Genomic DNA, 25379 nt, shown 5'->3' with positions numbered 1-25379 from the left:
TCATGAGGCATCATCGGAACGTTCTCGCAGGAGGCTCCCGGGTGGAGGTTCAGGAGACACGCGTTCAGACGGACCGTGTACTCACGATCCCGAACATCCTCAGCGCCGCGCGCCTCGTCGGCGTGCCGCTTTTCCTGTGGCTGATCCTCCGGCCCGAGTTCGGCGGGCCCAACAGTGATGGCTGGGCCCTGTTGCTCCTGGCGCTCAGCGGTGTGAGCGACTATCTCGACGGCAAGTTGGCCCGTCGCTGGAACCAGATCTCCAGCCTTGGCCGGATCCTCGATCCGGCGGCCGACCGCCTCTACATTCTGTCTACACTCGTCGGCCTCACCTGGCGCGAGATCCTGCCCATCTGGCTCACCGCGGCACTCCTCGCCCGGGAGTTGGTACTGCTTGTGATGGTGTGGATCCTCCGCCGCCACGGTTATCCGCCACCGCAGGTGAACTTCCTCGGTAAGGCGGCCACCTTCAACCTGATGTACGCCTTCCCCTTGCTCCTTCTGAGTGATGGAAGCGGCTGGCTTCACACGACCGCCGCAATTTTCGGATGGGCGTTCGCCGGATGGGGTACAACACTCTATTGGTGGGCAGGAGTCCTCTACGTGGTTCAGGTCCGCCGACTTGTCAGGGCGGACGCCGCGGCCGACTGAGCTCGCCGTAGCGGCAGCCTGTTGAGGCCGGGTGCCCGAAGCACGTTTCAGGGCCATCGGGCGTGCAGGGTCGGCATGACCGTCGTCTCTTCAAGGAGGACGCTTCCGACATGAAGGCCGTCGTGATGGCGGGAGGCGAGGGAACTCGTCTGCGCCCGATGACCTCGACCATGCCCAAACCGCTGCTGCCCGTGGCGAACCGGCCCATCATGGAGCATGTGCTGCGGCTGCTGAAGCGGCATGGGCTGTCCGAGACCGTGGTGACCGTCCAGTTCCTCGCCTCCCTGGTGAAGAACTACTTCGGTGATGGCGAGGAGCTCGGCATGGAGCTCACCTACGCCAACGAGGAGAAGCCACTCGGAACCGCCGGCAGTGTCAAGAACGCGGAGGAGGCACTCAAGGACGATGCCTTTCTGGTCATCTCCGGTGATGCTCTGACTGATTTCGACCTCACCGAGCTGATCGATTTCCACAAGGAAAAGGGCGCGCTCGTCACCGTCTGCCTGACCCGCGTCCCCAATCCGCTTGAATTCGGTATCACCATCGTCGACGAGGGCGGAAAGGTCGAGCGCTTCCTCGAGAAGCCCACCTGGGGCCAGGTCTTCTCCGACACGGTCAACACCGGCATCTACGTCATGGAGCCGGAGGTCTTCGACTACGTCGAGCCCGATGTCCCGGTGGACTGGTCCGGCGATGTCTTCCCGCAGCTCATGAAGGAGGGCAAGCTCATCTGCGGCTATGTCGCCGAGGGCTACTGGGAGGACGTCGGCACCCATGAGAGCTATGTGAAGGCGCAGGCCGATGTCCTCGAGGGCAAGGTCGACGTCGAAATCGACGGCTTCGAGATCTCGCCCGGCGTCTGGGTCGCCGAAGGTGCCGAGGTCCATCCCGACGCCGTGCTCCGCGGCCCGCTCTACATCGGGGACTACGCCAAGGTCGAGGCGGACGCCGAGATCCGTGAGCACACCGTCGTGGGGTCGAACGTCGTCGTGAAGAGCGGGGCCTTCCTTCACAAGGCCGTGGTGCACGACAACGTGTATGTCGGCCAGCAGAGCAATCTGCGTGGCTGTGTCATCGGAAAGAACACCGACATCATGCGTGCCGCCCGGATCGAGGACGGCGCGGTCATCGGGGACGAATGCCTGATCGGCGAGGAGTCGATCGTCCAGGGCAATGTGCGCGTCTATCCGTTCAAGACCATCGAGGCGGGCGCGTTCGTCAACACCTCGGTCATCTGGGAGTCCCGCGGACAGGCCCATCTGTTCGGCACCCGCGGTGTCTCCGGGATCCTGAATGTGGAGATCACCCCGGAGCTCGCCGTGCGGCTCGCCGGGGCGTACGCCACCACCCTCAAGAAGGGATCCACCGTCACCACGGCACGTGACCACTCCCGTGGTGCGCGCGCCCTGAAGCGGGCCGTGATCTCCGCCCTCCAGACCAGTGCCATCGATGTGCGGGATCTGGAGAATGTACCGCTGCCGGTGGCCCGTCAGCAGACCGCGCGCGGCAGCGCCGGCGGCATCATGATCCGTACCTCGCCCGGGGTGCCGGACTCGGTCGACATCATGTTCTTTGACGAACGCGGCGCGGATCTTTCCGCGGCCCGCCAGCGGAAGCTGGACCGGGTCTACGCACGTCAGGAGTACCGCCGGGCGTTCCCCGGGGAGATCGGCGACCTCAGCTTCCCGTCGAGCGTCTATGACTCGTACACCGGATCGCTGTTGCGGGCCGTGGATATCAGCGGGATCGCCGAGTCCGGGCTCAAGGTCGTCGTGGACGCTTCGAACGGAAGCGCCGGTCTGGTGCTCCCGAGTCTGCTCGGCCGGCTGGGGGTGGACGCCCTGACGATCAACCCCGGTCTCAATGAGTCGCGTCCCACGGAGACCGCGGACGCCCGCCGCTCGGGTCTGGCCCGGCTCGGTGAGATCGTCGCCTCGGCCCGCGCAGCCTTCGGGGTGCGTTTCGACCCTGTCGGCGAGCGGCTCTCGCTCGTGGACGAGCGGGGCCGCATCGTGGAGGACGACCGGGCGCTGCTGGTCATGCTGGACCTGGTGGCCGCCGAGCGGCGCAGCGGGCGGGTGGCGCTTCCGGTGACCACGACCCGTATCGCCGAGCAGGTCGCGGCGTACCACGGCACCCAGGTGGAGTGGACGACCACGGCCGCGGACGACCTCACCCGGGTCGCCCGCTCGGAGACCACCGTTTTCGGCGGCGATGGCCGTGGTGGCTTCATCATTCCCGAGTTCAGCAGTGTCTTCGACGGCTCGGCGGCCTTCGTCCGGCTGATCGGCCTGGTGGCGCGTACCCAGTTGACGTTGAGTCAGATCGACGCCAGGATTCCGCGGGCGCATGTGCAGCGTCGTGATCTGGCCACCCCATGGGCGGTCAAGGGTCTGGTGATGCGGCATGTGGTGGAGGCCGCGGGTGACCGCTCCGTGGACACCACCGACGGGGTCCGCGTCGTGGAGACCGATGGGCGCTGGGTGATGGTGCTCCCGGATCCGGCCGAGGCCGTCACCCATCTGTGGGCGGAGGGCCCGGACGACGCTTCCGCGCAGGCCCTGCTGGACGAGTGGTCCGGCGTCGTGGACAGCGCGGGGCGCTGACCCGGCGGTCGTTCCGGCGCTTTTGTGCGCGTCGGGGCGCCACCTCCCGGCCCCGGAACCGGCACGCCGATGGGGCCATTGGGTGACGGCGCCCCCGACGTGCGACGATGTGCGGCATGTCGCAGCAGCCCCCCGTTCGGAGCACAGAAACGCCGAGCCCACGCCCGCGTCTCGACGCGTCGATGTCGCTGCTGACCAATGTGATGGACCACAGCCTCGACGACGGTTACGCGGAGGCGGCCGCTCGGCGCGGGGAGACTGGGCGGTCGGGGCTGCCCCGGACCCTGCGCGCCAAGCTGGGGCTGGCCCTCGGCCTGGTCCTGGTGGGGGTCGTGGTGACCATCGGTGCCGCCGAAGCACGGATATCGGCGCCCACACTGGCCAAGGAGCGGGGAGAACTCATCGACCGCATCGAGCGGGGGAACTCGAACGCGGACGAGCTCGCCAAGAGCGTGGACAAGCTCCGCGGCGAGGTCGGGGAGAAGCAGCGGCAGGCGCTGGAGAAGCACGGCGGGGCCAGGGGCGATCTGGTCGCACTGCTCGCGGGGGCGACCGAGGTCACCGGTCCCGGTCTGAAGCTGGTCGTCAATGACGCCAAGCACGCCGAGAGCAGCGGCGGGGGACCGCGGGAGAGGGCCGACTTCTCCGACACCGGGAGGGTGCGCGACCACGATATGCAACGCGTGGTCAACGGTCTGTGGGAGGCGGGGGCCGAGGCCGTCTCGATCAATGGACAGCGGCTGACCGCACTGTCGGCGATCAGGGCCGCGGGCGACGCCATACTGGTCGACAACAAGCCGCTGGCGCCGCCGTATACGGTGCTCGCGGTGGGGGACGGCCAGCGGCTGAGCACCCGCTTCCAGGACAGTGCCGACGGACAGTATCTCCACGTCCTCAAGGAGAACTACAACATCCGCACCAGCATTTCCGCCCAGGACAAGGTCCGGCTTCCGGCCGCGCCGAGTCTGATCGTACGTACCGCAGAGCCGATAGCCGGGGGCGCAGGCAAGGGTGGCGCCGACACCGCCGACACAGGGAAGGGCACATCGTGATCGCCGTATTGGGCCTCATCGTGGGAGTCGTGGTCGGACTTGTGGTCCGACCCGTGGTGCCGACGGTGGTCGAGCCCTATCTGCCGATCGCCGTCGTCGCGGCACTCGACGCGGTGTTCGGTGGCTTCCGCGCGATGCTGGACGGGATCTTCGATGACAAGGTCTTCGTTGTCTCGTTCCTCTCCAATGTGGTGGTGGCCGCCCTGATCGTGTTCCTGGGCGACAAGCTGGGCGTCGGCGCCCAGCTGTCCACGGGGGTCGTGGTGGTGCTCGGTATCCGGATCTTCTCCAACGCCGCCGCCATCCGGCGCCATGTGTTCCGGGCGTGAGGCCGATGACGACTGACGACACCCCTGAGAAGCCGGAGCGGTCGGAGCGGTCGGAGGAGCGCGGTACGCCGGAGCGTTCCGCCCGTCCCGAGCGGCCTGGGCGTCCCGAGGCGGAGGCCGGGAAGGACGAGCGGCCGGAGCGGAACGGTAAGCCCCGGCAGCAACACGTGCCCCAGCCGTCCCAGCGGCAGTCCGAGCGGCCGGACAGACCGGACCGGTCGGCCAGGTCCGCGGCCGGACGCCCCCTGCCGCTGGAGCAGCCGCGCGGTGAGCGCGGAGCCGCCGAGTCCGGTGGAGCTCAGCGGCCTCACCCCCGGCCCGCCGACGGAGCCAAGCCGTCCGTTAGCAAGCCGTCCGGAAGCAAGCCGTTTGGCGCTCGGCCCTCCGGACCGGAGCGTGCCGGAGGCGGGGCTTCGGCCGCCGAGCCCGGAGGAAGGCCGCAGAAGGGTTCCCACGACGCCGCGGGGCCCGCGCCGGAGGGCCAGGACGGTACGGTCGAGGACGCGGCCGAGAAGCCGCTCACCGGCCGTCAGCGTCTGGTGAAGGGCCTGTGGCCGCCGCGGATGACCCGTGCCCAGCTGATCGTCGCCTTGTTGCTGTTCGGCCTCGGCCTCGGTCTGGCCATCCAGGTGCGCTCGACCAACGAGAACAGCGTGCTGCGCGGCGCCCGCCAGGAGGACCTGGTACGGATCCTGGACGAGCTGGACGACCGGACCCAGCGGCTCCAGGACGAGAAGCGCCGTCTCGAGGGCCAGCGGACCGAGCTGGAGAACAGCTCGGACCGGGCCGAGGAGGCCCGTAAGCAGACGCTCCAGAAGGAGCAGCAGCTCGGGGTGCTCGCCGGTACGGTCGGGGCGCAGGGGCCCGGTATCACGATGAAGATCAGCGACTCGCGGGGCGCTGTGGAGGCCGACATGCTGTTGGACACCGTCCAGGAGCTGCGGGCGGCGGGCGCCGAGGCGATCCAGATCGGCAAGGTGCGGGTGGTCGCCAATACCTACTTCGCCGACGCCGGCGGAGGGGTCGAGATCGACGGACGCAGGGTGACGCGCCCGTACGTCGTCAAGGTGATCGGCAAGCCGGAGGATCTGGAGCCGGCGCTCAACATTCCGGGCGGTGTGGTGCAGAGTCTGGAGAAGGAGCAGGCCACTGTGTCCATCGTGCGGGAGAAGAAGATCGTTGTGGATGCCTTGCGGTCCACGAAGCGGCCTGACTACGCTCGGTCGTCATCACGGTGAGGCGGTTCGAAATGAGGGTCTCTCGGGGAGACCATATGGACGCGGGGGGTCAACGCACCGGAAGAGTCCCGCGTGATGGAAACTGTCTGGTGGTCACGGACGTTGTGAGGATGTCCGGACCGTCCGGTGTGTGCATCGAGGGTTTGTCCTGCCCCACGGGCGGGTCTGTTTCAGTCAAGGGGAATCGCCCGTGAAGTTGTTCGGGAAGTTGTTCGGGAAGAGTGCACGCCAGGACGGCGGCAGCAGCACCGCTCGCCACCGTGCCCCGCGTGCCGCGGAAGAGAGTGGAGGGGGGAGCGAGGAGCGCCCGCTGTTCCGGGATCAGGTCGGTGGTGCGCAGGGTGGCGACATTTCGGGTGGTCGGGGCGCGTCTTCTGTTGACCCCTCGGCGGCCGGACGCATAGGTTTCGAAGAACCATCGACCTCGAGTGGTGGAGGGTTCGGCTTGCCTGTTTGTACGAGGTGCGGGCATCGGAATGCCGAGGCCAGCCGGTTCTGCTCGAACTGCGGCGCGCCGCTGCGGGGCGGTGCGCCCTCCGAGCGCGCCTCCGAGACCACCTCTACCATTTCGATCTCCGGCCTCGAGGCGTATGACTCGGAGGTCACCGGGCAGACGCAGCTGCCCTCGCTCAGCCCCGAGGCCCAGGCCGCCGTCGAGGCGCTGCCCCTGGGATCGGCGCTGCTGGTGGTCCGCCGCGGGCCCAATTCCGGCAGCCGGTTCCTGCTGGACAGCGATGTGACCACGGCCGGCCGTCACCCGCAGAGCGACATCTTCCTGGATGACGTCACGGTCTCCCGCCGCCATGTGGAGTTCCGGCGCGGCCAGGACGGCAGCTTCACCGTCGTGGATGTCGGCAGCCTCAACGGGACGTATGTCAACCGCGAGCAGATCGATGCGCCGGTGGTCCTGACCAGCGGCGACGAGGTGCAGATCGGGAAGTACCGGCTGGTCTTCTACCCGAGCCAGCGGGGCGTCGGCATCTGACCCGTCAGGGGAGGTCCATGCTTCAGACACCGTCGGGCGGTGCCGATACCGGCACCGCCTCCGCGGGCAGCCGGACGATGAGCATCGGCACCGTGCTGAATCTGCTGCGTGAGGAGTTCCCCGAGGTCACCCTCTCCAAGATCCGCTTCTTGGAGGCGGAGGGGTTGGTGGAGCCGCGGCGCACCCCGTCCGGCTACCGCAAATTCAGCCAGGGGGATGTGGAGCGGCTGGCTCTGATCCTCCGGATGCAGCGGGACCACTATCTGCCGCTCAAGGTCATCCGGGAGCATCTGGAGGCCCTGGAGCGCGGTGAGCGGCCGCAGCTGCCCGGCCCGCAGGGGGAGCGGCAGCGTGAGCTGCTGGACCCCTCCGCCGAGGCCCCCCAGGACGGCCCCACGGCCGCCCGGGTGGGCCGTGTCGAGCTGCTGGCGGCGGCCGAGGTCAGCGAGGCGGAGCTGGCCGAATGGGAGTCGTACGGGCTGATCGCGGCGGCCAGGGACGGCGGATATGACAGCGAGGCCGTCACCGTGGCCCGGCTCATCGCCGAGCTGGGCCGTTTCGGTCTGGAGCCACGTCATCTGCGGATCATGAAAGCGTCCGCCGAGCGGGAGGCCGGGCTGGTCGAGCAGGTGGTCGCGCCGCTGCGATTGCATCGAAATCCGCAGACCAGGGCCCATGCGGAGGCCAGTGCGCGGGAGCTGGCCAGCCTCTCCGTACGGCTTCACGCGGCCCTGGTGCAGACGGCTCTGCGGGCCCAGGCGCACTGAGCGGCCGGGCCCCGACTATCCAAACCGGCCGCGCACGTCCTAGGGTTGCTGTGTGAACGAGCTCGACGTCGTGGGTGTCCGGGTGGAAATGCCCTCCAACCAACCGATCGTGCTCCTGCGCGAGGTGGGAGGCGACCGCTACCTCCCGATCTGGATCGGACCAGGGGAGGCGACGGCCATTGCCTTCGCCCAGCAGGGCATGGCACCGGCGCGCCCGCTGACCCACGACCTCTTCAAGGACGTGCTGGAGGCGGTCGGCCAGCAGCTCACCGAGGTCCGGATCACGGATCTGCGCGAGGGGGTCTTCTACGCGGAGCTGGTGTTCGCCAGCGGTGTCGAGGTCAGCGCACGGCCCTCCGACGCCATAGCGCTCGCCCTGCGTACCGGGACGCCGATCTACGGCAGCGACGGCGTGCTGGACGACGCCGGAATCGCGATCCCGGACGAGCAGGAGGACGAGGTGGAGAAGTTCCGCGAATTCCTCGACCAGATCTCGCCGGAGGACTTCGGCACCAGCAGCCAGTGACCAGTGGCCAGTAACCGACGGTCGGCAGCGGCCATCGGTGAAGTCTGCCCGTCCTCGCTAGAGCATTCGAGTAGCCTTTCCCGGAAGAGGGACACGGGAAACCACCCTTAGGGTGATTATCACTCGGCGTGGCGAGTGTGGCGATCGTTGACGCACCCCGGGTGACTGCCTACCTTCAAGATGGCAGGTCGAGGACGGAGGTCGGCGTGAGAATCACCGGCGACGGCACGGCGGCCGGCGGTCCGTTTGCGCTCCAGGGGGGCGCACCGGCCGAACCGGCACTCAAGGCTCGGGTCACGGCACAGATCGCGCCGCCGGGCGCGGAGCCCGCCACAGGGGGGACGGAGCGGATCGGATACCGCGGACCGACAGCGTGCGCGGCCGCGGGCATCACCTACCGCCAGCTGGACTACTGGGCCCGTACCGGTCTGGTGGAGCCCAGCGTACGGCCCGCCTACGGCTCGGGGAGCCAGCGGCTGTACAGCTTCCGGGACGTTGTCGTCCTGAAGATCGTCAAGCGGCTGCTGGACACCGGTGTGTCCTTGCAGAACATCCGGGCCGCCGTCCAGCATCTGCGCGCCCGCGGGCTGGACGACCTCGCCCAGATGACCCTGATGAGTGACGGCGCCACCGTCTACGAATGCACCTCGCCGGATGAGGTCGTCGACCTCCTCCAGGGCGGCCAGGGCGTTTTCGGGATCGCCGTGGGCGTGGTGTGGCGGGATGTCGAGAGCGCGCTGTCCCAGCTGCACGGCGAGCGGGTGGACACCGGCGAGACGCTGATCGGCCAGAACCCCGCCGACGAGCTCGCCCGGCGCCGCAACAGGGCGGGCTGACCGCCCGGGGCTCCCCGCGCCCGGCGAGTGAGCCGAAGGGGCTTTGGCGTCGGCGGCGGACCGAGCGGTAAGGGAATGTCAGTGGCGTGCGGCAGCATCGGTAGATGTGAGGGGTGCGCCGACGATTCTGCATCTGGACATGGACGCCTTCTTCGCCGCGGCGGAGCAGGCGGCCAAGCCCAGCCTGCGCGGGAAGCCGGTGATCGTGGGCGGCCTCGGCCCGCGGGGCGTGGTCGCCACCGCGTCCTACGAGGCGCGGGTGTTCGGGGTGCATTCGGCGATGGCGATGGCGCAGGCCCGTCGGCTGTGTCCGAACGCCGCGTACCTCACCCCCCGCTTCGCCTTGTACCGCCAGGTCAGCGAAGCCGTGATGGCGCTGCTGCACACCCTGTCGCCGCTGGTGGAGCCGCTCAGTCTGGACGAGGCGTTCGTGGACCTGGAGGCGGGCGGCACCGAGCCCGCCGTCGGCGCGGCGCGGGCGGTGGGGGAGCGCCTGCGGGCCGATATCCGGGCGGTGACCGGGCTGACCGGCTCGGTGGGTCTGGCCGGGTCCAAGATGCTCGCCAAGATCGCCTCGGAGCAGGCCAAGCCCGACGGTCTGGTGGTCATCGAGCCCGGTACGGAGCGGGACCTGCTCGGTCCGATGCCGGTGCGCACGCTTCCGGGCGTCGGCCCGGCCACCGCCGAGGCGCTGCGCCGCGCCGGGATCCACACCGTGGCGGAGACCCGGGAGGCGGGCGAGGCGGAGCTGGTGCGGCTGCTGGGCCGGGCCCATGGGGCGTCGCTGTATCTGATGGCCTGCGGGCGGGACGAGCGTCCGGTGGTCGCCGAGCGTGACACCAAATCCGTGTCGGTGGAGGACACCTTCGACGTCGATCTGACCGACCGCACCCGGGTGCAGCTGGAGGTCGCGCGGCTCGCCGACCGCTGTGTGGGGCGGCTGCGCGCGGCGGGCCACTCGGGGCGCACGATCGTGCTCAAGGTCCGGCGGTACGACTTCTCGACGATGACCCGCTCGGAGACCCTGCGGGGGCCCACGGACGACCCCGCGGTGGTGCGGGAGGCGGCGGCCCGGCTGTTGGAGGGCGTGGACACCACGGCGGGTGTGCGGCTGCTGGGAGTGGGTGTGAGCGGCCTGGCGGACTTCACCCAGGAGGATCTGTTCGCCCAGGCCGCGCAGGCCGCTCACGAGGCGCTGGAGGACGCGCAGGCGGCGGGCGGTGAGGCATCCGAGCCCGCGGGGCCGGGCGCGGAGGAGGCCGCCGAGCCCACCGGGGCACCGCGGCGCTGGCTGCCGGGGCTGGATGTGCGGCACAGCGAGTTCGGCGCGGGCTGGGTGCAGGGCAGCGGGGTGGGCCGGGTGACGGTGCGTTTTGAGACACCCTGGTCGGCGGAGCCGGGCCGGGTGCGTACGTTCTCCGTGGACGACCCCGCGCTGGAGCCGGGTGAGCCGCTGCCGCTGCTGGCGCCCGCGGAGAAGCCGGAGTCGGGTCCCGGCCCGCACGACGGTCCTGGCACCGCCACGGCCCCGGGCCAGGGCTCCGGCCACGGTCAGCCGGTGACGTCCAGTCCGTAGTGGTGGTAGAGCTGGAGCTCCTGCTCGGGCGAGAGATGGCGGCCGACCCCTAAGTCCGGGGCGCCCTTGATCAGCGCCCGGTCGTAGGGCACCCGCAGGGTGTCGCCGACAACCTCGCTCGGTTCCAGGGGTACGAACACATCCCGGCTGAACAGTCCGGTGCGTACCGCCGCCCACTCGGGTTCGCCGGTCGCGTCGTCGAGATAGACCTCGTCCACGGTGCCGATCTTGGCGCCCTCGCGGTCGAATGCCTTGCGGCCGATCAGGGTCCGCGGGTCGATATCGGTCTGCACGCTCTCTCCCACAGGTGGCAATTGTCCAGTGATAACTACAAAAAGCCACATCGCCGCGCGCGGCCACTCGAGCGGTCGGCGCCCCCACCATGCGACAGATGCGCTGGTACGCTGGCTGTGGCTGTAGACCCCGTGCGGGAGAGTTCTCCGTCGATTTCTGTCGGAGGCGCCGAAGGAGCAAATCCTCCCCGGAATCTCTCAGGCACACGTACCGTGCGGGTGAGGTCACTCTGGAAAGCAGGGTGGGCCGCGGGCGGGCGTCGCTCCGAACCCCTCCTCACCGACGGTGAAAGCCGGTCGCATGCGGGCCGGTGAAGCTCTCAGGTTGATGACAGAGGGGGAGGCCGTCCGGGCACCCGCGCCGTGGTGCCCCTCGTCGGTCGTACAGACCAGGAGGCCCCCGCAGATGACCGCCAACCACATCACGCTCTCCGAACTGGAGCGCGGTACGCCGTTCGAGCAGCGCCACATCGGTCCCGACAGCGAGGCACAGGCCAAGATGCTCGCGCAGGTCGGCTTCGGCTCGCTCGACGAGCTGACCGAGACAGCCGTACCGGATGTCATCAAGAGCACCGAGGCGCTGGACCTGCCCCCGGCCCGCAGCGAGGCGGAGGTGCTCGCCGAACTGCGCGGTCTGGCCGACCGCAACCAGGTGCTGCCGTCCATGATCGGCCTTGGCTACTACGGCACCTTCACCCCGCCGGTGATCCTGCGCAATGTGATGGAGAACCCGGCCTGGTACACCGCCTACACGCCGTACCAGCCGGAGATCTCCCAGGGCCGTCTGGAGGCTCTGCTCAACTTCCAGACCGTCGTCTCCGACCTGACCGGGCTGCCCACCTCCGGTTCCTCGCTGCTCGACGAGGGCACCGCCGCCGCCGAGGCGATGGCGCTCTCGCGCCGGGTCGGCAAGGTCAAGGAGGGCGTCTTTCTGATCGACGCCGACTGTCTGCCGCAGACCGTCGCGGTCATCCAGACCCGGGCCGAGCCCACCGGCGTCGAGATCGTCGTCGCCGATCTGTCTCAGGGCATCCCGGACGAGATCGCCGAGCGCGGTGTCTTCGGTGTGCTGCTCCAGTACCCGGGCGCCTCCGGTGAGGTGCGCGACCCCCGTCCGGTCATCGAGCGGGCGCATGAACTCGGCGCGATCGTCACTGTCGCCACCGATCTGCTCGCGCTCACCCTGCTCACCTCGCCCGGTGAGCTGGGCGCGGACATCGCGGTCGGCAGCAGCCAGCGCTTCGGTGTGCCGATGGGCTTCGGCGGCCCGCACGCCGGATTCATGGCCGTCCGGGACGCCTTCGCCCGCAGCCTGCCGGGCCGGCTCGTGGGTGTCTCGGTCGACGCCGACGGCGACAAGGCGTACCGGCTGGCCCTCCAGACGCGTGAGCAGCACATCCGCCGGGAGAAGGCCACCAGCAACATCTGCACCGCCCAGGTCCTGCTGGCCGTGATGGCCGGGATGTACGCGGTCTACCACGGCCCGGACGGGCTCGCGGCCATCGCCCGGCGTACCCACCGCTACGCCACCGTCCTCGCCGAGGGGCTGCGGGCGGGCGGTGTCGAGATCGTGCACGGCGCCTACTTCGACACCCTCACCGCGCGGGTGCCCGGCCGTGCCGCCGATGTGGTCGCCGCCGCCCGCGAGGCCGGGGTCAATCTGCGGCTGACCGACGCCGACCACGTCGGCATCGCCTGTGACGAGACCACCGGGCGCGCCCAGCTCGCCGCCGTCTGGTCCGCCTTCGGCGTCGACGGTGGCAGCGGCGAGGGCACCGCGATCCCCACGGTCGACGAGCTGGACGCCGCCGCGGGTGAGGCGCTGCCCCAGGAGCTGCTGCGCGACGACACCTATCTGACCCACCCGGTCTTCCACCAGCACCGCTCCGAGACCGCGATGCTGCGCTATCTGCGCCGGCTGTCCGACCGGGACTACGCCCTGGACCGGGGCATGATCCCGCTCGGCTCCTGCACCATGAAGCTCAACGCCACGACCGAGATGGAGCCGGTCACCTGGCCCGAGTTCGGTGCCCTGCACCCGTTCGCGCCCGCCGAGCAGGCCCACGGCTATCTGACGCTCATCCGCGAGCTGGAGGAACGGCTGGCCGCCGTCACCGGCTACGACAAGGTCTCCCTCCAGCCCAACGCCGGTTCACAGGGCGAGCTGTCCGGGCTGCTGGCAGTACGCGCCTACCACCGGGCCAACGGCGACACCCAGCGCACCGTCTGCCTGATCCCGTCCTCCGCGCACGGCACCAACGCGGCCAGCGCCGTGATGGCGGGCATGAAGGTCGTCGTGGTGAAGACCGGCGAGGACGGCGAGGTGGACACCGACGACCTGCGCGCCAAGATCGAGAAGTATGGCGACCAGCTGGCCGTCCTGATGGTCACCTACCCCTCCACCCATGGGGTGTTCGAGGAGCACATCACCGAGATCTGCGCCGCCGTGCACGACGCGGGCGGCCAGGTCTACGTGGACGGCGCGAACCTCAACGCGCTGGTCGGGCTCGCCGAGCCGGGCCGGTTCGGCGGCGATGTCTCCCACCTCAACCTGCACAAGACCTTCTGCATCCCGCACGGCGGCGGCGGACCGGGCGTCGGCCCGGTCGCGGTGCGCGAGCACCTGGCCCCCTACCTCCCCAACCACCCGTTGCAGCCCGCCGCGGGCCCGGCCACCGGCGTCGGCCCGGTCTCGGCCGCGCCGTGGGGCTCCGCGGGCATCCTGCCGATCTCCTGGGCGTACGTCCGGCTGATGGGCGCCGAGGGGCTGCGCCGCGCCACCCAGGTCGCGGTGCTGGGCGCCAACTACATCGCCAAGCGCCTGGAGCCGCACTACCCGGTGCTCTACACCGGCCCCGGCGGTCTGGTGGCCCACGAGTGCATCGTCGATCTGCGCCCGCTCACCAAGGCGACCGGGGTGACCGTCGACGACGTGGCCAAGCGGCTGATCGACTACGGCTTCCACGCGCCGACGATGTCGTTCCCGGTGGCCGGGACGCTGATGATCGAGCCGACGGAGAGCGAGGACCTGGCGGAGCTGGACCGCTTCTGCGAGGCGATGATCGCGATCCGCGCGGAGATCGAGAAGGTCGCCTCGGGCGCCTGGGCCAAGGAGGACAACCCGCTGCGGAACGCACCGCACACCGCGGCCTCGCTCGGCGGGGAGTGGGACCACCCGTACACCCGGGAGGAAGCCGTCTTCCCGGCCGGGGTCTCGGCGGCCGACAAGTACTGGCCGCCGGTGCGGCGGATCGACGGGGCCTACGGGGACCGCAACCTCGTCTGCTCCTGCCCGCCGCTGGAGTCCTACGAGGGCTAGGCAGCGGGCTGGACATGCGAACGGGGTGCCGTCAGGCACCCCGGGGATGTGGGGCCGGTTCGGCGAAGGCGCCGGGCCGGCCCCAGTCTGTCTCCGCCCTTCCGGCCGCGGGGGCCCGAACGGCGGTGGGACAGGGCCTAGGCGGCGGTCACGATGTGCTCGGAACCCCGCGGTCGGCACGGGGCGATGACCCGCCCGTCCGGCAGCAGCTCACCGGTGTCCTCGAAGAGCAGGACGCCGTTGCACAGCAGGCTCCAGCCCTGCTCGGGGTGGTGCGCCACGAGATGGGCGGCCTCCCGGTCGGCGGAGTCGGCTGACGGGCAAGGTGGTTGATGCTGGCACATGGCAGGGATCTTTCGCTGCGGTGTGGTGAAGGTGCTGCGGTTCTTCGCGGCTTTCATGGCCGCCCCCCGTGGTGAGTTGGTCGGTTGCTCCCAGTGTTGCCCTACGGGCGGGATTCCGCAGGGATTTCGCGGTACCGGTCTCGCTAGATAATGACGCATCACCCGTCCGGACGGTTCATCGCGGCGGGACTGTTACCAGGACGCAGCGGAGCGCCCTGTGACCCGGTGGTCACAGGGCGCTCCGCTCCTGGTGAAGGCGCTGGTCAGGCGGGTGAGCCCAAGAGTGGTGCCGGGGTCAGCCGCAGGGTGAGCACCGGCAGCAGATCCGCCGCGCGGTGCGCCCGGTGGGCCGCGATCCCGGGCGGGGCCGGGGCCAGTGGCACCAGCAGATCGCCCGCGCCCAGACTGCCGTCGACCGCGTCCGCCGCGGGGTTCTCGTGCAGCCACAGCGTCACCATGTACATCTCCGGGATCGACAGCAGCCGCGGCTGGTACGCCGCGGGCAGCGACTGCGCCTCGCGCAGGGCCAGTTCGGCCGACGCTACGTACGGCCCCTCGGAGAAGTGCGAGAACGCCCAGCCGTCGGCGGTGAGCCGCGCCTCCGCGGCGGCCACCGTACGGCCCTCGTCGTGGAGTACGAAGCGCCATCCGTGGAGCCGGGTCCGCGGCGATCCGGCGGGTGTGTTGATGGTGTCCAGGACATGGACGGGCAGCGGGAGTTCGGGTTCGAAGGGGCCCGTGAGGGCGGTGAGTCCCGGGGTGCGGACCTCATGGACGGCGGTGGGGGAACCGAGGGCCGTGAGGACGCTGCGCAGGGCGGGCGCGGGTGCCGGGGGCGCGTGCAGCGGCATGGTGGGTGGCCTCTCACTCAGGAGACACGGTGAAGCGGCAGCAAAGCCGAGGGTCGACAACGCTGTCGGTGTGCGAGGGTCATACGCGGGTCAGAGGGGGCCGGGACAATCTGTCCGGGCGTTATCTCTCCGCCTCGTTAACCGAGTTTATACGTACTGTGTTCCCGGCATGTTTCCGCTAGCTGTGCGCGGTATTGCCGACAAGAGGTATTCAGGACCGCGCAGGCGTGGGGATTTTCCCCGATTCTGTGCCAGATGCACGGATATGACCTGGCTTTTTGTCGTCATCGCGGTAGGCTGGATCTCGCCGGTGCATTTCCCGGCCCATTGCGCAGTAGTTGAGAGCGTACCGGCTGGGCGGTCCGCATGGGGCGTTATCGATCACATTGGTGGGCATCATCGAGCGTGGTGTACGCGGCTGACGCCGGTGATCCACTCGAGGAAGGACGCTTCGATGGGGGAGAAGGTCGTAGCCGGTGAGTTCGACCCGTCCGGTCGGCAGCGGCAGCGCGGTCGGCTCCGGCAGTGCCTGGACGGGCTCGGCCGGCTCCTGGCGGAGAAGCGATTCGACCGCCCACGGAATCTCATGGGGCTGGAGATCGAACTCAATCTCGCCGGTGCCGACGGCATGCCCAGGATGATGAACGCGGAGGTTCTGGAACGTATCGCGAGCCATGATTTCCAGACCGAACTCGGGCAGTGCAATCTTGAAGTGAACATCGTGCCGCACCGTTTGCACGGACGTGTTCTCGACCAGCTCTCCGAGGAGCTTCGAACCGGGTTGTCATATGCCGACCGCAAGGCGCGGGAAGTCTCCTCCGAGATCGTGATGATCGGAATTCTCCCGACCCTTGCCGCCCGCGACCTGGGATCGGCGAACCTCTCCTACGACGACCGCTACAAACTCCTCAACGAACAGATGCTGGCCGCCCGCGGCGAGGATTTCCTCATCGACATCGAGGGCCAGGAGCGCTTCACCTACGCCAGCGCCACCATCGCCCCCGAGGCCGCCTGCACCTCCGTGCAGCTCCATCTCCAGGTCACCCCGGGGCGGTTCGCGGCGGTGTGGAACGCGGCGCAGGCGGTGGCCGCCGTGCAGATCGCGGTGGGTGCCAACTCCCCCTTCGTCTTCGGGCGGGAGGCGTGGCGGGAGTCCAGACCGCCGCTGTTCCTCCAGGCCACCGATGTCCGTTCGCCGGAGTACGCCGCTCAGGGCGTCCGGCCGCGCACCTGGTTCGGCGAGCGCTGGATCAGCGACGCCTACGAGCTGTTCGAGGAGAATCTGCGCTACTTCCCCCCGCTGCTGTCGGCCGGTCAGGACGAGGACCCGCTGCGGGTGCTGGAGGACGGCGGGGTGCCCGCCTTCCATGAACTGGTGCTGCACAACGGCACGATCTACCGCTGGAACCGGCCCGTCTACGACGTCGCGGGCGGGGTGCCGCATCTGCGGGTGGAGAACCGGGTGCTGCCCGCGGGCCCCACCGTCACCGATGTCATCGCCAACGCGGCGTTCTACTACGGACTGGTCCGGGCGCTGGCGGAGGAGCCCCGCCCGGTGTGGTCCCGGCTGCCGTTCAGCGCCGCCGCGAACAACTTCGACGCGGCCTGCCGCCATGGCATCGACGCGGTCCTCCAGTGGCCCAGGACCGGCCGCTCGACCTCCCTGGTGCGTACGCCCGCGGTCCGGCTGGTACGCGAGGAGCTGCTGCCGCTGGCCGCGGCCGGGCTGGACGGCTGGGGGGTCGAGCCCGCCGACCGCGACCGCTATCTCGGCGTGATCGAGGAGCGCTGCAAGCTGCGGACCAACGGGGCGTCCTGGCAGGCCGCGACCTATCACCGGGCGCTGGGCAGCGGGCTGGGGCGGGACGCGGCGCTGGCCGCCATGACCCGCCGCTACTGTGCCCTGATGCGCACCGACGCACCGGTGCACACCTGGCCGACCGACCTCTCCGGCTGATCCCGGGCCCGCCGCACGTCCACCCTGGCGACCACGTATTGTCCGGTCGGGAAGGGCCTTCAGGGGCCGGAGTGACCGGAGTCGTCCAGGTCGCCGGACCGGTGCGGCGCCCCGGACGGAGTGGAGGCAGGAGTGCGGTCACAGGCGCGCGGCGCGGAGCTGCCCGTGTACGAGAGCGGGCTCTCGCGGCGGACCCTGCGCAACGAGACGGTGCTGGTGCTGGCGCTGTCGCTGGGTGCGAGCGCGCTGTCCGCGCTGATCAACTTTGTGGGCTCGGTGACCCGGCCCGGTGGGCTGAAGGACCAGGCCGCCACGCTCAACGCCTCCGAGGCCCCGGGGCGGCCCTGGCTCGACCTCATCTGGCAGCTCTTCGGGATCACCACCGCTCTGGTCCCGGTCGTGCTGGTGGCCCATCTGCTGCTGCGGGAGGGTGCGGGGCTGCGCGCGATCGGATTCGACCGGACCCGGCCGCGTTTCGATCTGGGCTGGGGAGCGGTGGTCGCCGCCTGCATCGGCGGCACCGGGCTGCTGCTCTACCTGGGCGCGCGGGCGGCCGGGGGCAATCTGACGGTGGTGCCCGAGGCGCTGCCCGATGTCTGGTGGAAGATCCCGGTCCTGATCGCCTCCGCGGTGCAGAACGCCGTGCTGGAGGAGGTGATCGTGGTCGGCTATCTGCTGCGCAGGCTCGGGCAGTTGGGGTGGACCCCGATGGCCGCGCTGCTGGCCAGTTCGGTGCTGCGCGGCTCGTACCACCTCTACCAGGGGCTCGGCGGCTTCTTCGGCAATATGGCGATGGGCGCGATCTTCGTCCTGCTCTACCGCCGGTGGGGGCGGGTCGGGCCGCTGGTGGCCGCCCATGCGCTGATCGACATCGTGGCGTTCGTCGGCTACGCCCTGCTGGCGGGCCGGGTGGACTGGCTGCCCACCGCCTGACCGAGCCCCTCGGTGGGCTGGGGGCTCAGACCAGCAGTTCTCCGTCGATGACGGTGACCGCGCCGCCGGTCAGCAGGGTGCGGTCACCGCGCAGCGCGGTACGCACCAGTCCGGTACGGGCGGACGCCTGGAGCCCGGTGAGTTCGGTGCGGCCGAGCCGGGCGGACCAGAAGGGGGCGAGCGCGGTGTGCGCGCTGCCGGTCACCGGGTCCTCGTCGATACCGACAGCCGGTGCGAAGACCCGTGAGACGAAGTCGTAGCCGCGGGACGGGTCCTCGGCCGGCGCGGTCACGATCACGGCCCGTCCGGCCAGATGGGCCAGCGGCGCCAGATCGGGTGTGAGGGCGCGCACGGTCTTCTCGTCGGCCACCTCCACCAGGATGTCGCCGACGTGCGGTCCGGTGTCCCGGGCGGAGAGGACCTTCACCCCGAGTGCGTCGGCCAGGGCGCCCGGCACCTGCATTTCGGTCAGTTCGGCCGTCGGGAAGTCCAGGGTGATGGTGCCGCTGTCCTCGGCGGTCGCGGACAGCACCCCGCTGCGCGTGGCAAAGCGGACGGTGCCGGTCGCGGTGCCCGTGGTGCGCAGGATGTGGGCCGTGGCGAGGGTGGCGTGACCGCACATGCTGACCTCGGTGGTCGGCGTGAACCAGCGCAGTGCCCAGTCGGCCTCGGCCGCCTCGGGCAAGGGGCGGGCGAACGCGGTCTCGGACAGGTTGACCTCGGCGGCGATCCGCTGGAGCCGGTCGTCGTCCGGGAAGGTGGCCGTGTCGAAGAGCACGACTCCCGCCGGGTTCCCGGCGAAGGGGCGGTCGGTGAACGCGTCGACGATTCGTATGCGCATGTCTCGACCGTAGGCGGCCTCCGGCGGTGTTGACCATGGCCAATTCTCGCGGTGTGGCCCGGCCGGGCTATATCGGGGGCTTGTCGTTCGATCGGTTCCGATATATCGTTGAAGCATCGTGATGGATCGCCGATAGAAAGGAGCATCACGATGCGTTCCCAAGGACACCGACATGGACACTGCGGACCGGGCCACCGGGGCCGGGGCGACGGCGAGGAGCGGCGCGCGGCCTTCGGCCCGTTCGGGCCGCCCTTCGGCGGGCCTCCGTTCGGGGGCCGCGGCCGGGGCGGGCCCGGCGGCAGGGGCCCTCGGGGCCGGGCGCGGCGCGGCGATGTGCGCGCCTCGATCCTCGCCCTGCTCAAGGACCGCCCGATGCACGGCTACGAGATGATCCAGGAGATCGCCGAGCGCAGCGAAGGAGCGTGGAAGCCGAGCCCCGGTTCGGTCTACCCGACCCTTCAGCTGCTGGAGGACGAAGGGCTCATCAGTAGCGAGAGCGAGGGCGGCAAGAAGCTGTTCGCGCTCACCGAGGAGGGCCGTACCGAGGCCGACGCCGGAGCGCAGGCCCCCTGGGAGGAGGCCGGGCGCGGCATCGACTGGGAGGCGATGCAGGAGATCCGGCAGGCCGGGTTCGGCCTGATGGAGGCGTTCGGGCAGGTCTGGAAGACCGGTACGCCCGAGCAGCGCAAGAAGGCCATCGCCGTCATCAATGAGTCGCGCAAGCGGATGTATCTGATCCTCGCCGAGCAGGACGACGAGAGCGGCGAGAGTGGCGAGGGCGGCGACGGCGCCGCGAGCGGTGAGCGCTGATGCCGTAGGGGGGCACAGCACGGAAAGGGCGGGGGCCGGGGCCGATGGGCTTCGGCCCCCGTCTGCGAGTGGTGGGTCTCAGCCGACGAGCGCGCCCAGCCTGCGCAGTGACTCCTCGAGCGCGCTGGTCGCCGACTCCTTGAGTTTCGCGGCCATCAGGGTCACCGCGCCCCCGGTGAACTGCCCGTCGATCCGGACCGTCGTGGCATCGCCGTCCGGGGTGAGTGTGTAGCGCATCCCGAGGCTGACCCCCATCGGGCCCTTGCCCCGGGTGGCCAGCAGCCGGGCCGGTTCACAGCGCTCCACGGTCCAGTTCACCTCGGCGGGAAAGCCCATGAGCTTCATGTTCTCCGAGTAGGTGGTCGCCGTATCGACGCGTTCGGGGCAGCCCTGGGGAAAGCCGGTGTGGGTGGCGTTCCAGTCCCCGTACGAGGAGGGGTCGGTGAGGGTGGCCCAGATCCGCTCGGCCGGTGCTTCGATCCGTGCCTGCGCGCTGGCCTCGGCCATGGGGGATCCCTTCCGTGGGCGGTACGGCAGCTACGCCGGGCGCCGTGGCTCGGGTGCCCCGGCGGCATCGCGCACCGTAGTCCCGGGGGCCTCAACCCTCAAGCCTGACGGTGCATCAGATCCGGACGTCCTGGCGGCGGCTGAGCGGCGCGGCGGCAGTGGGAGCCGGCGCCGTGCGGGCGGGCGCTCCAGCAGCCGGTCGACATGGTGGCGGCGCAGCCCGCGCCCCGGTTCCACCGGTACCAGCAACTGATCCCGCCGCCAGCGGGAGCGGCGCACCAGCCGCTCGGGCATGACGTCGTCCACCCAGGCGAACGGGCGGCCCGCCGCATGCCGCAGGATCGGCGCCCACTTCCGGCCGGTCAGCAGCTCCAGGAGGGGCAGCTTGGGGTCGCCCGGCTGTTCCTGGTAGCCGCTGAACTCGACGACCGGCAGCGGCGGCAGTTCAAGGAGTGGCGCGATATGGCGGTTGGCCTCGTGCTCCCAGGTCGTCGCCCACACCAGTTCATAGCGCTCCGACAGCTCGCGCAGCCAGTCGGCGTGGGTCGCCGAGAGCAGCACGGTGAAGTCGAGGATGGTGTACCCGGTGAACCCCTCGGCGGGCAGCACCGGGTTGAGTACACCGTCGATGTCCAGGAACAACAGCGGCCGGTCGGTCATCGGACTCCTTTGCTGCGGCGTCGCGTGGCGGAAGGCGCGGTTGCCAGTGAGGGACGTCCGGTGGAGGGGCGGCGGTTGCAGTACCCCGCACGCCGTTGTCATCGAACCCCTCCTCCCCGAGGAGGAGATCCGGCCATCGGCACCCAACTACGGTGGGATGCGCACATGCTTCCCGACGGGGATGCTCCGACCCCATCGGGACTGATGGGGTAAGAGTGTGCGAAGTCGTACCCTTTCCACCGGCGCGGCCGCCGCCGGATTCGACGACCGGCTCGGCGGGTGCCTGACCGCCGTGGTCGCGGGTGCCCGCAGACGTGCGTTCCGCGACGGGGACAAGCACATCGACACCGCCCATCTGCTGCACTCCCTGGTGGAGTCGGACCCACGGGTGCGGGACGCGTGTCCGGGCGGCCCGTCGCAGGTGGTGCGGCTGCTCGGCTATCTGGTGCAGCGCACCATCGGCTACGGCCTCCGGTGGAGCGGCGCGGTCGAGGAGTCCGGCGCGGGGCCGGCGGTGGTGGCGGCGGGGACGGGGACGGGGGTGCGGGACGGCGACAGTGCGCCGGCGGTGACCGGGGGGCGGAACCGTCCCGGGTGGCCGGGCTGGGCCGCGCCCGGCTGGTCACCGGCCGCGGCGGTCACCCTGGAGGCGGCGGTCCGGCGGGCCGCGGCCCGCGGTGTGGCGTACGCCGACGGCCCCGATCTGTTCGCCGCGCTGCTCCGCGACCGGGGCTGCCGGGCCGTGGAGGTGCTGCGCCGGGCGGGGATCGATGTGGAGGTCCTGGTCATGACCGTGGACGGAGAGATCTGCCAGCAGTCAACGGGATGACGGTCCTGACCAGAGCTGACATGATGTCCCGGTGCACATATCGCAAGGTCAGAGTGGACGTCAGGAACGGAACGCGGCGCTGGGGCTCGCCCTGGTGTCGGCTCTCGCGTTCGGCGGATCGGGGGTCGCCGCCAAGCCGCTGATCGAGGCGGGGCTCGAACCGCTCCAGGTCACCTGGTTGCGGGTGATGGGCGCGGCCCTCGTCATGCTGCCCGTGGCCTGGTACCACCGCCGTCTGCTCACCCGGCGCCCAGCCCTGCTGGTCGGATTCGGACTGCTGGCCGTCGCGGGTGTACAGGCGTGCTACTTCGCCGCGCTCTCGCGTATCCCCGTCGGCGTCGCCCTGCTCGTCGAATACCTCGCGCCCGCTCTGGTGCTGGGGTGGGTCCGGTTCGTCCAGCGGCGTCCGGTCAGCTGGGCCGCGGCGGTCGGTGTGGTGCTGGCGGTCGGCGGACTCGCCTGTGTGGTGGAGGTGTGGTCCGGGCTGCGCTTCGACGCCGTCGGACTGCTGCTCGCCCTCGGCGCGGCCTGCTGCCAGGTCGGCTACTTCGTCCTCTCCGACCACGGCAGCGACGGCCAGGACCAGGCCGACCCTCTGGGTGTCATCGCCTACGGCCTCCTCATCGGCGCCGCGATGCTGACCGTCGTGGGCCGCCCCTGGCAGATGGACTGGTCGGTACTGACCGGCCGGGCCGAACTGGGCGGCCTGGGCGGCGCCCGGGTGCCCGCGATACTGCTGCTCGCCTGGATCGTGCTGGTAGCCACGGTGGTCGCCTATCTCACCGGAGTCCTCTCGGTACGCCGGCTCTCCCCGCAGGTGGCCGGGGTGGTCGCCTGTCTGGAGGCGGTCATCGCGACCGTGCTCGCCTGGGTGCTGCTGGACGAACACCTCGGGGCCGTCCAGGTCGTGGGCGGTGTGGTGGTGCTGGCGGGCGCGCTGATCGCGCAGACCTCGGCGCCGAAGGCGGCGTCCGGTGAACCGGTCGCGGCGTCCGGCGCGATACCGGAACCGGCCCCGGCGGACGCCGACCGGCGGCTGTCCGCGGAGGACCCGACCCCGCGCTGAGGCGTTCGGCCACGGTCCTCCGCCATCCACGACGTGGCCTGGCCGGACGGGTGTTGGGAGCCCGGGACAGCATCCGGGCATGCGACTGACTGTGCCGCCCGGGGCGACTAGGCCCTGTCCGGTGGGTCTTTGAGGAGCAGCCCGCGGCGTCTGGTGAGGGGGCACCTCCCAGCGTTGGCTGGGGGCGCGCTGTCAGGCGTCGCGAGCCCGATAAGACCCGCCGGACAGGGCCTGGCCCATCGGAGGAGCTCCGGTGGGCTACTCGCCCCGGGGCGTCAGGTGAGCCTCGCGGCGGTGCGCCGACGCGCCGACTCCGGTTTGTGGCGTTCTTCCCGGACCGGTCAGTGCCCGGTGAGATAGCCGGGCACGGGTGTGCCGGGCGCCAGATCGTCGGCGGGAACCGGCGCGCCGTAGGTGCGGGCGACGGGCAACACTCCGCTCCAGTAGGGGAGTTCCAAGTCCTCGGGGTCGTCGTTGGGCCCGCCGGAGCGGATCTTGGCGGAGACCTCGGCGAGATCGAGGCGCAGTACGGCGGTGGCGGCCAGCTCCTTGGCGTTGGCGCGGCGGGAGTCGGCGGCGCGGCCGGGCACTACGTGGTCCACCAGCGCGTCGAGGGCGGCGGCGCGCTCGACCGGGTCGAGGACCGGCCGGGCGGTGCCGTGCACCACCACCGAGCGGTAGTTGATGGAGTGGTGGAACGCCGAGCGGGCCAGCACCAGGCCGTCCACATGGGTCACGGTGAGACACACCTCCAGCCCCGGCTCCTCGTCCCCGGGCCGCTCGGCGGCCGCGGTACGCAGCGGACGGGAGCCGGTCGAGCCGTGGACGTAGAGGCTCTCACCGACCCGTCCGTACAGGGTCGGCAGCACGACGGGCGCGCCGTCGCGTATGAAGCCCAGGTGGCAGACGTAGCCCTCGTCGAGGATCGCGTGCACCACCTCGCGGTCGTACGTGGCGCGTTCGCGGGCGCGGGTCGGCACGGTCCGGTCGGTGGCCGCGTAGGCGTCCGGAGAGGCGGGCGCGGTCATTTGCGTCCTCCATTGCACTAGTGCAAAATAGGGTTTGTGCTAGGAGAATATCCGATCGAGGGTCGGCGCGCAGCCGAGATCGCGGGCAGTGTGGAGCGCGCGGTCGGTGCCGGTGCGCTGCCGCCGGGCCAACTGCTCCCGCCGCTGCGGGAGTTGGCGGAGCGGCTGGGGGTCAATCCCAATACCGTCGCGGCCGCCTATCGTGTGCTGCGCGACCGGGGTGTGATCGAGACGGCGGGTCGGCGGGGGAGCCGGGTGCGCCCGCGCCCGGCCAGCACGCCCCGTGAGTGGATCCGGGTCGAGGCCGCGGACGCGCGCGACCTGGGTACGGGCAACCCCGACCCGGCACTGCTGCCCCCGCTCGGCGAGGCGCTCGCGGCGGCCGCGGCGCGCGCCGCCGAACGTCCGACGCTCTACGGTGCGCCGGATGTCGCCCCCGGACTGGCCGAACTGGCCCGTGCCGCCCTCGACGCCGACGGCGTACCGAGTGGGCCCGTCGCCGTCACCTCCGGCTCGCTCGACGCCATCGAGCGGGTGCTCACCGCGCATCTGAGGCCCGGTGACGCGGTCGCGGTCGAGGACCCCGGCTGGGGCAGTCTGCTCGACATCATCCCGGCGCTCGGACTGCGCCCCGTCCCCGTCGGGGTCGACGACGACGGACCGCTGCCCGAACGGGTCGAGCGGGCGCTGCGCCAGGGGGCGCGGGCGCTGGTGGTCACCGACCGGGCGCAGAACCCGACCGGCGCGGCGATCGGCGCCGCGCGCGCCCGTGAGCTGCGGGACGTCCTCGCCGGTCACCCCCAGGTGCTGCTGATCGAGGACGACCACGGCCACGGCATCGTGGATCTGCCGCTGCACCCCCTCGCGGGCGGCACCGAGCACTGGGTGCTGGTGCGCTCCACCGCCAAGGCGTACGGCCCCGATCTGCGGCTCGCCGTGCTGACCGGTGACGACGTCACCCTGGACCGGGTGCGCGGCCGTCAGCGGCTGGGCCCCGGCTGGGTCAGCCATCTGCTCCAGGAGGCGGTGGTCGAGCTGTGGCGCGGTGGCGCGGTGGATCCCAGGGCGGTGGCGGCCTCGTACGGCGAGCGGCGCGGAGCGCTGGTGCGGGCCCTGCGGGAGCGGGGCATCGCCGCCCACGGCCGCAGCGGGATGAATGTGTGGGTGCCGGTCGCCGACGAGACCGGCGCGGTGACCCGGCTGCTTCAGGCGGGCTGGGCGGTCGCGCCCGGGGCGCGCTTCCGGGTGGCGTCGCCGCAGGGGGTGCGGCTGACGGTCTCGGCGCTGAGCATGCGGGACATCGGTCCCGTCGCGGGCGCGCTGGCGGCGGCGACGGGACCGGCCCCGGCGGGGCGCTTCGACTGAGCGGGCGGCGG

24 protein-coding genes and 1 riboswitch are annotated in these 25379 nt (G+C 70.8%); of the genes, 17 read left to right on the top strand and 7 right to left on the bottom strand.

Annotation, left to right across the window (positions count from 1 at the left end; translation table 11 throughout):
• Positions 1-41: 41 nt before the first annotated feature.
• The 10 genes from clsA to AC4BEG_RS03540 all read left to right on the top strand — a co-directional run bounded on the left by clsA (position 42) and on the right by AC4BEG_RS03540 (position 10565).
• Complete coding sequence (gene clsA, locus AC4BEG_RS03585; RefSeq protein ID WP_490704450.1) at positions 42-650, top strand: cardiolipin synthase ClsA; 609 nt, start codon at positions 42-44, stop codon at positions 648-650.
• Between the two features lie 110 nt (positions 651-760).
• Entirely contained in the window at positions 761-3256 is a 2496-nt protein-coding gene (locus AC4BEG_RS03580) for a sugar phosphate nucleotidyltransferase (protein WP_490704449.1), read from the top strand.
• Between the two features lie 116 nt (positions 3257-3372).
• Entirely contained in the window at positions 3373-4308 is a 936-nt protein-coding gene (locus tag AC4BEG_RS03575) for a DUF881 domain-containing protein (RefSeq protein ID WP_490704448.1), read from the top strand.
• Positions 4305-4637, top strand: coding sequence for a small basic family protein (locus tag AC4BEG_RS03570; protein ID WP_014058688.1), 333 nt, complete (start codon positions 4305-4307; stop codon positions 4635-4637). Before AC4BEG_RS03575 ends, AC4BEG_RS03570 begins: the two co-directional genes overlap by 4 nt.
• Positions 4638-4882: 245 nt before the next feature.
• Positions 4883-5875 carry a DUF881 domain-containing protein gene (locus tag AC4BEG_RS03565; protein ID WP_490706969.1) on the top strand — a complete coding sequence of 331 codons (993 nt, stop codon included), beginning with the start codon at positions 4883-4885 and terminating at the stop codon, positions 5873-5875.
• Between the two features lie 130 nt (positions 5876-6005).
• Complete coding sequence (locus AC4BEG_RS03560; protein ID WP_490704447.1) at positions 6006-6860, top strand: FHA domain-containing protein; 855 nt, start codon at positions 6006-6008, stop codon at positions 6858-6860.
• A 17-nt stretch (positions 6861-6877) separates the two neighbouring features.
• Positions 6878-7627, top strand: coding sequence for a transcriptional regulator FtsR (gene ftsR, locus AC4BEG_RS03555; RefSeq protein ID WP_490704446.1), 750 nt, complete (start codon positions 6878-6880; stop codon positions 7625-7627).
• A gap of 52 nt (positions 7628-7679) precedes the next feature.
• Positions 7680-8153: a bifunctional nuclease family protein gene (locus AC4BEG_RS03550; RefSeq protein WP_014058684.1), complete on the top strand. Its 474-nt coding sequence runs from the start codon at positions 7680-7682 to the stop codon at positions 8151-8153.
• Positions 8154-8359: 206 nt separating this feature from the next.
• Positions 8360-8989: a MerR family transcriptional regulator gene (locus AC4BEG_RS03545; protein WP_490704445.1), complete on the top strand. Its 630-nt coding sequence runs from the start codon at positions 8360-8362 to the stop codon at positions 8987-8989.
• Positions 8990-9095: 106 nt separating this feature from the next.
• On the top strand, positions 9096-10565 hold the full coding sequence (locus AC4BEG_RS03540) for a DNA polymerase IV (RefSeq protein ID WP_490704444.1): 1470 nt from the start codon (positions 9096-9098) through the stop codon (positions 10563-10565).
• On the opposite strand, the gene AC4BEG_RS03535 is transcribed toward AC4BEG_RS03540, so the two are convergent.
• Positions 10541-10870, bottom strand: a complete 330-nt coding sequence (locus AC4BEG_RS03535; protein ID WP_490704443.1) for a PRC-barrel domain-containing protein — start codon at positions 10868-10870, stop codon at positions 10541-10543. The two genes, AC4BEG_RS03540 and AC4BEG_RS03535, sit on opposite strands and share 25 nt — an antisense overlap.
• A 113-nt stretch (positions 10871-10983) precedes the next feature.
• A riboswitch (glycine riboswitch) is annotated at positions 10984-11082 on the top strand.
• 182 nt (positions 11083-11264) lie between these two features.
• Between AC4BEG_RS03535 and gcvP the strand changes: the two genes are divergently transcribed.
• Positions 11265-14177, top strand: coding sequence for an aminomethyl-transferring glycine dehydrogenase (gene gcvP / locus AC4BEG_RS03530; protein ID WP_490704442.1), 2913 nt, complete (start codon positions 11265-11267; stop codon positions 14175-14177).
• A 137-nt stretch (positions 14178-14314) separates the two neighbouring features.
• Here gcvP and AC4BEG_RS03525 read toward each other — a convergent pair whose 3' ends face one another.
• Together AC4BEG_RS03525 and AC4BEG_RS03520 are read right to left on the bottom strand one after the other, a co-directional pair.
• A complete protein-coding gene (locus AC4BEG_RS03525; protein WP_043236576.1) occupies positions 14315-14521 on the bottom strand; it encodes a DUF5999 family protein in 207 nt (68 codons plus the stop codon).
• A 263-nt stretch (positions 14522-14784) separates the two neighbouring features.
• Entirely contained in the window at positions 14785-15372 is a 588-nt protein-coding gene (locus tag AC4BEG_RS03520; RefSeq protein WP_490704441.1) for a hypothetical protein, read from the bottom strand.
• Between the two features lie 454 nt (positions 15373-15826).
• Here AC4BEG_RS03520 and AC4BEG_RS03515 point away from each other — a divergent pair, with 454 nt between their 5' ends.
• Both AC4BEG_RS03515 and AC4BEG_RS03510 read left to right on the top strand, forming a co-directional pair.
• Positions 15827-17329, top strand: coding sequence for a glutamate-cysteine ligase family protein (locus tag AC4BEG_RS03515; protein WP_490704440.1), 1503 nt, complete (start codon positions 15827-15829; stop codon positions 17327-17329).
• A gap of 132 nt (positions 17330-17461) precedes the next feature.
• Entirely contained in the window at positions 17462-18262 is an 801-nt protein-coding gene (locus tag AC4BEG_RS03510) for a CPBP family intramembrane glutamic endopeptidase (RefSeq protein ID WP_490704439.1), read from the top strand.
• A gap of 25 nt (positions 18263-18287) precedes the next feature.
• Here AC4BEG_RS03510 and AC4BEG_RS03505 read toward each other — a convergent pair whose 3' ends face one another.
• A complete protein-coding gene (locus AC4BEG_RS03505) occupies positions 18288-19103 on the bottom strand; it encodes a PhzF family phenazine biosynthesis protein (protein WP_490704438.1) in 816 nt (271 codons plus the stop codon).
• A 150-nt stretch (positions 19104-19253) separates the two neighbouring features.
• Here AC4BEG_RS03505 and AC4BEG_RS03500 point away from each other — a divergent pair, with 150 nt between their 5' ends.
• Positions 19254-19913 (top strand): PadR family transcriptional regulator, encoded by a 660-nt coding sequence (locus tag AC4BEG_RS03500; protein ID WP_490704437.1) that lies wholly within the window; start codon positions 19254-19256, stop codon positions 19911-19913.
• 78 nt (positions 19914-19991) lie between these two features.
• Here AC4BEG_RS03500 and AC4BEG_RS03495 read toward each other — a convergent pair whose 3' ends face one another.
• Positions 19992-20420, bottom strand: a complete 429-nt coding sequence (locus tag AC4BEG_RS03495; RefSeq protein WP_490704436.1) for a type II toxin-antitoxin system Rv0910 family toxin — start codon at positions 20418-20420, stop codon at positions 19992-19994.
• Between the two features lie 30 nt (positions 20421-20450).
• Complete coding sequence (locus tag AC4BEG_RS03490) at positions 20451-21080, bottom strand: HAD domain-containing protein (protein WP_490704435.1); 630 nt, start codon at positions 21078-21080, stop codon at positions 20451-20453.
• Positions 21081-21297: 217 nt separating this feature from the next.
• On the opposite strand from AC4BEG_RS03490, the gene AC4BEG_RS03485 reads away from it, so the two are divergent.
• Positions 21298-21909, top strand: a complete 612-nt coding sequence (locus AC4BEG_RS03485; protein WP_490704434.1) for a Clp protease N-terminal domain-containing protein — start codon at positions 21298-21300, stop codon at positions 21907-21909.
• A gap of 31 nt (positions 21910-21940) precedes the next feature.
• Positions 21941-22975, top strand: a complete 1035-nt coding sequence (locus tag AC4BEG_RS03480) for an EamA family transporter (RefSeq protein ID WP_490704433.1) — start codon at positions 21941-21943, stop codon at positions 22973-22975.
• A gap of 341 nt (positions 22976-23316) precedes the next feature.
• On the opposite strand, the gene AC4BEG_RS03475 is transcribed toward AC4BEG_RS03480, so the two are convergent.
• A complete protein-coding gene (locus tag AC4BEG_RS03475) occupies positions 23317-24003 on the bottom strand; it encodes a pyridoxamine 5'-phosphate oxidase family protein (protein WP_490704432.1) in 687 nt (228 codons plus the stop codon).
• 36 nt (positions 24004-24039) lie between these two features.
• Here AC4BEG_RS03475 and AC4BEG_RS03470 point away from each other — a divergent pair, with 36 nt between their 5' ends.
• Positions 24040-25368 (top strand): aminotransferase class I/II-fold pyridoxal phosphate-dependent enzyme, encoded by a 1329-nt coding sequence (locus AC4BEG_RS03470; protein ID WP_490704431.1) that lies wholly within the window; start codon positions 24040-24042, stop codon positions 25366-25368.
• Positions 25369-25379: the final 11 nt, after the last annotated feature.

This window comes from Streptomyces sp. JLBJ103, assembly GCF_058215575.1.
Note: the sequence above shows the minus strand (reverse complement) of the source record. Positions and strands in the feature narration are given on the sequence as shown.

Bases quoted from the DNA above. Each gene is read 5' to 3' on its own strand.
- AC4BEG_RS03580 (WP_490704449.1), top strand. From the start codon at position 761: ATGAAGGCCGTCGTGATGGCGGGAGGCGAGGGAACTCGTCTGCGCCCG.
- AC4BEG_RS03575 (WP_490704448.1), top strand. From the start codon at position 3,373: ATGTCGCAGCAGCCCCCCGTTCGGAGCACAGAAACGCCGAGCCCACGC.
- ftsR (WP_490704446.1), top strand. From the start codon at position 6,878: ATGCTTCAGACACCGTCGGGCGGTGCCGATACCGGCACCGCCTCCGCG.
- gcvP (WP_490704442.1), top strand. From the start codon at position 11,265: ATGACCGCCAACCACATCACGCTCTCCGAACTGGAGCGCGGTACGCCG.
- AC4BEG_RS03525 (WP_043236576.1), bottom strand. From the start codon at position 14,521: ATGTGCCAGCATCAACCACCTTGCCCGTCAGCCGACTCCGCCGACCGG.
- AC4BEG_RS03520 (WP_490704441.1), bottom strand. From the start codon at position 15,372: ATGCCGCTGCACGCGCCCCCGGCACCCGCGCCCGCCCTGCGCAGCGTC.
- AC4BEG_RS03515 (WP_490704440.1), top strand. From the start codon at position 15,827: ATGGGGGAGAAGGTCGTAGCCGGTGAGTTCGACCCGTCCGGTCGGCAG.
- AC4BEG_RS03505 (WP_490704438.1), bottom strand. From the start codon at position 19,103: ATGCGCATACGAATCGTCGACGCGTTCACCGACCGCCCCTTCGCCGGG.
- AC4BEG_RS03500 (WP_490704437.1), top strand. From the start codon at position 19,254: ATGCGTTCCCAAGGACACCGACATGGACACTGCGGACCGGGCCACCGG.
- AC4BEG_RS03495 (WP_490704436.1), bottom strand. From the start codon at position 20,420: ATGGCCGAGGCCAGCGCGCAGGCACGGATCGAAGCACCGGCCGAGCGG.
- AC4BEG_RS03490 (WP_490704435.1), bottom strand. From the start codon at position 21,080: ATGACCGACCGGCCGCTGTTGTTCCTGGACATCGACGGTGTACTCAAC.
- AC4BEG_RS03475 (WP_490704432.1), bottom strand. From the start codon at position 24,003: ATGACCGCGCCCGCCTCTCCGGACGCCTACGCGGCCACCGACCGGACC.